The sequence below is a fragment of the Rhodoferax sp. OV413 genome (genome assembly GCF_945881795.1).
GTDB lineage: Bacteria > Pseudomonadota > Gammaproteobacteria > Burkholderiales > Burkholderiaceae_C > Allorhodoferax.
In genome coordinates this window covers 1-4,011 of sequence record NZ_CAMCVG010000138.1, presented here as the reverse complement: position 1 = coordinate 4,011, position 4,011 = coordinate 1, and the positions used below count along the sequence as shown (strand labels likewise).

Below are 4,011 nucleotides of genomic sequence, written 5' to 3'. Positions count from 1 at the left end.
GGCACAAAAAAGCGGTCTCCATCCTCCAAGGGAAGATTTGGTAACCCTGCGATGGTGGTAGCCGCAGGGTCCATTTCAAGGGCCAGCCTACCGTTGCTCTTGAGCGACTTGAGCTTGTTGATTTGAGACTGAATCTGGGACTGTTCTTGTTGCATCAGAATGGCTGCAGCGGCAGCGTCTTGGCCATTGGCGTTTCCTGTTTTGGTGCGACCTTGCAAACTAGACTCCAGTCGACGAACGAGGCTGTCCAGGTTCTCTTGTTGCCGCAGGCGCACCGATTCCCGATTGAGTTCAGAACCGTACAAATAGGCCTGCGCTGACAAGCCCCCAATGCGCTTCACGAGTTGGGGAAGCGTTTCCCCGGGCAGGGCGTTGTAGAGACCCGGGGCAGCAACCTCCCCCTCCACGCGCACCAGACGGGACTGCTTTTCCATCGGAACGGCAAGGTCTTTGTGACTCAAAATGGTGACCACATCGCCCGCCTTGAGGCTCAAGTTGCTCGCAGGGTCGCGCTGGAGGACCGCTTTCCCCAAATTGAAGGGGATGAGTTCTTTGGTGAACTTGTCTTGACTCATGCGTTCGATGAGCGCCGTGTCCCAATTCACTTGGTCTGCTCGACTCCGAAAACGGGATTCAATCGCTTCGTCCTGCGCGGCACCCATCCCCGAACCAGCGTTCTTGGGGAGATCCATCCCCGAAACAGAGTTCTTGGGAAGAGTGAGCTGGTTCTTGTCTTTGTAATAAGAGGGCTTTATCAAAGCCTCTCGGTCTGGGATCAGATCCAGGATTTTCATCCCCTCAAACCAACGGTAGCGCAGGGGCTCGGCAACGACACCTTGCAAGGTGACCGCGTTGGCAAAGGCCGGGCTCACCGGGAGCAGAGTCAAAATATCACCGCTGGCCAGTGACTGGTTAAGACCTTTGGCATCCAGCGAGATATCCAGCACTAGGCGGGGCGGAACCTTGTCCGCATCGACGCGCTCCAAAAGCGCTTTGCGGGTGTTGGCGACGGGCGAAGCACCACCGGCCAGGCTCAAGATATCACCCACAGTAGAGCCCCTGTCGGAAAGCTCATAAATCGCTGCCTGGTCGTAGGCTCCGGTTACTGCTACGCGGCGGGTAGCGGGTGGAATAAAGATGACGTCCCCCGGTTGCACCACCATATCGGCGCTTTTGTCACCCTTGGCAATGAAGTTGTAGAGATCGAGCCGAGTGAGGACCTTACCGCCGCGTTGCAGCTCAATGGCGCGCATGGACCCATTGGAATTAGGGCCACCGCTAACGAACAAAACGTTCACCAATGTGCTAAGGCTGGAGACCGCATAGGTGCCAGGCTGGCGGGCCTGCCCCACCACATACACCTGTACGCTGCGCAACTTACCCAAAGAGGCATTAAGGCCAAAGTTGGTGAATACCTTCGACAGATGCCCCTTCAGGACCTGTTCAAGGTTGGCCACGCTAACTCCAGCTAAAGTTAACACCCCTACTTTGGGTAAAGAAATTTTTCCATCGCGGTCCAAGGTTAAGCCCGCTGAAAAGTCGGTCGCACCCCAAACCTGAATGCGAACCTCATCCCCCGGCCCCAGAACGTAATTGGAGGGTGCAGCAAGCCCGGCGTCGGGCACATAATTTTGAGGGGCATCAAACAACTGGCTACCGAAATTCGGCAGTAATGCGCCAGTGGCTTCCTGCACAAATTTTTGAAATTGGCTGGGCGCCTCGTCTCGCGCGGTGCCACGGGCCCGACTAAGCACGCGATTAAGTTCATCAGTGCTCTGTGCCGGCGCACTGAGCTCGCTAGCAGCAATGGGCGGCTTGGCTCCCAAGCTTGGCAATGCGAACGCTGGTGCCGCGACGCCATCCGACAAAGAGGGAGCCGCAGTCGCTTGCGAAACTCCACTTGGTGATGGCTGAGCATGAACAGCGAATGAAGAAATCAACGCTGCAACAACGAGAGACTTGGTCAATAGGATTTGAGGTCTTTGCATAAAGTCAGGTGGCGCACGGGTGACGGGCAGAATGTGACAAAGCCCGAAAAAGATGCAGTTTAGTGAAGCTTCAATTACAGAATAGTGTCAAGCTGTGCTGCTTATGATACGTCCGGCAAATGTCAACGCGCCCAATGGCCGCACCCACAATGCCATCATCCATTTAGACCAAAAGCAAAAACGGCCCCGAAGGGCCGTCTTTACTTACTATCTGGCGGAGCAGGCGGGATTCGAACCCGCGGTGGGTTTTACCCCACGCACGCTTTCCAGGCGTGTGACTTAAACCACTCATCCACCGCTCCAGAGCCGCGTATTCTAGCCCGTAAACACGCTCGCTCCGGGCCGGTTGCAACTTTTTGAGGGGCTTAGGTCCGGCGGCCTACGGCTTGGGCGCATTGCCATCTTCCGCGGCACGCTCCAGCGCCGTGCGCACGGCCTCTTCAATATGACCCGCAAGTCGGGGCAAGAGGGCTTGCACATGCGCGTCCACCGATTCATGAAGCGCGGTTTGCAACTCGCTGGATACATGAGGCAATAAACGGTGCAGCAACTCGGCCACCAAGGCATCTTGCGCACCGATGGCATTTGCATCCGAATCTGCGTGCGTTGTCGCTTCTGCCAAGGGCCTGCCGGAATGCCCGGCGACGGGCTGAACGACCTCAGTCAAGGTTGGCACAAAACTGGATGGGGCCTTCTTGTTCTCCATCAGTCTGATCCCCTCAACTGCAGGTCATGCCGCTGGATGTCATGACCTCGCTGCAGGTAGTGCTTCCAGCGGCTGCGGGCCATGGCGCGGTCCTCGTCGTCGAGGGAAACGACTTCAATCACGCGCTCAAAGTGGGCGTACTCATCGGGCACCGTGTGGGTGAGGTTAAGCAACACCGCATGGCTCTTGAGCGCGGCGTGAACGCGCGACGTGAGCACCACCGGGCAGCGGGAATGTGGCGCTCCGCCGTCGTCCACTGCGTGTACCAAAAAGTCGGTCGGGTTAGAGGCCCACAGACTCGCGTCCAAGTGCTGCACCTGCGCGGGCGCAGCTAGCACAGTCAGCCGCGCTCCCTTAGCCACTGCCTTGCGCAAAAGCCTGCCTGCGTATTCCAGCTTGTTGGGCGCGCCGAAATGGAAGGCAACCTCTGTCACTTAGCGGCGACCCTGCTGAGCAAAAACTCCACCAGCAGCGGCACCGGGCGGCCGGTCGAGCCCTTGGCAGCCCCACTCTTCCAGGCGGTGCCGGCGATGTCGAGGTGGGCCCAGGGGTATTTGTCGGTAAAGCGCTGCAAAAACTTGGCCGCCGTCACCGATCCCGCCATGCGCCCGGCCACGTTGGCAACATCGGCGAAGTTGGTCTTCAGGCCTTCGGCGTACTCGTCATCCAGCGGCATACGCCAGCACAAGTCGCCGCTGGATTCACCGGCCTTCAAAAGCGCCTCCGCCAACTCGTTTTTGGCGGAAAACAAGCCGGTACGCACCGCACCCAGCGCCACCACGCAGGCGCCAGTCAAGGTAGCAATGTCCACCACGGCCGCAGGCTTGAATCGCTCGGCGTAGGTCAAGGCGTCGCACAGCACCAAGCGCCCCTCAGCATCGGTATTCAAAACCTCAATCGTCTGCCCGCTCATGCTGGTGACCACATCACCGGGCTTGACGGCGCGGCCATTCAGCAGGTTTTCGCAGGCCGGGATGAGGCCCACCACATTGATAGATGGCTTGAGTTCGGCCAAGGTCCTGAAGGTACCCAGCACGCTGGCGGCGCCCGACATGTCGAACTTCATTTCGTCCATCTCGGCTGCGGCTTTGATGGAGATGCCACCGCTGTCAAAAGTGATGCCTTTGCCCACCAGCACCACCGGCGCCTGCGCCTTGATGGCGCCTTTGTATTGCAGCACGATGAAGCGCAGCGGCTCGTCGGAGCCCCTTGCGACGGCCATGAACGAGCCCATGCCCAGCTTGGCCACTTCACGCGGGCCGAGAACCTCGCACGAAATTTTGGGGAAGTTCGCCAGCGCCTGTGCAGCCTCGCCCA

Annotated in this window: 4 protein-coding genes and 1 tRNA gene; all 5 read right to left on the bottom strand. The window is 58.7% G+C overall.

All coding sequences use genetic code 11. The features are described 5' to 3' along the window. Nucleotides 1-1,967, bottom strand: a 1,967-nt coding sequence (locus Q0O05_RS11680) for a polysaccharide biosynthesis/export family protein (RefSeq protein WP_293663224.1), incomplete at its 3' end; no start/stop codon positions are given. 233 nt (nt 1,968-2,200) lie between these two features. After that, nucleotides 2,201-2,290 (bottom strand) — tRNA-Ser (locus Q0O05_RS11675). A 77-nt stretch (nt 2,291-2,367) separates the two neighbouring features. After that, complete coding sequence (locus Q0O05_RS11670) at nt 2,368-2,694, bottom strand: hypothetical protein (protein ID WP_293663222.1); 327 nt, start codon at nt 2,692-2,694, stop codon at nt 2,368-2,370. Continuing rightward, the gene (locus Q0O05_RS11665) at nt 2,694-3,128 is read right to left on the bottom strand and encodes a DNA polymerase III subunit chi (protein ID WP_293663220.1); all 435 of its coding nucleotides are present in this window, start codon (nt 3,126-3,128) and stop codon (nt 2,694-2,696) included. The genes Q0O05_RS11670 and Q0O05_RS11665 overlap by 1 nt, the downstream gene beginning before the upstream one ends. After that, a partial coding sequence (locus tag Q0O05_RS11660) for a leucyl aminopeptidase (RefSeq protein WP_293663219.1) occupies nt 3,125-4,011 on the bottom strand: 887 nt, incomplete at its 5' end. The genes Q0O05_RS11660 and Q0O05_RS11665, both read right to left, overlap by 4 nt.

Bases quoted from the DNA above. Each gene is read 5' to 3' on its own strand.
- Q0O05_RS11670 (WP_293663222.1), bottom strand. From the start codon at position 2,694: ATGGAGAACAAGAAGGCCCCATCCAGTTTTGTGCCAACCTTGACTGAG.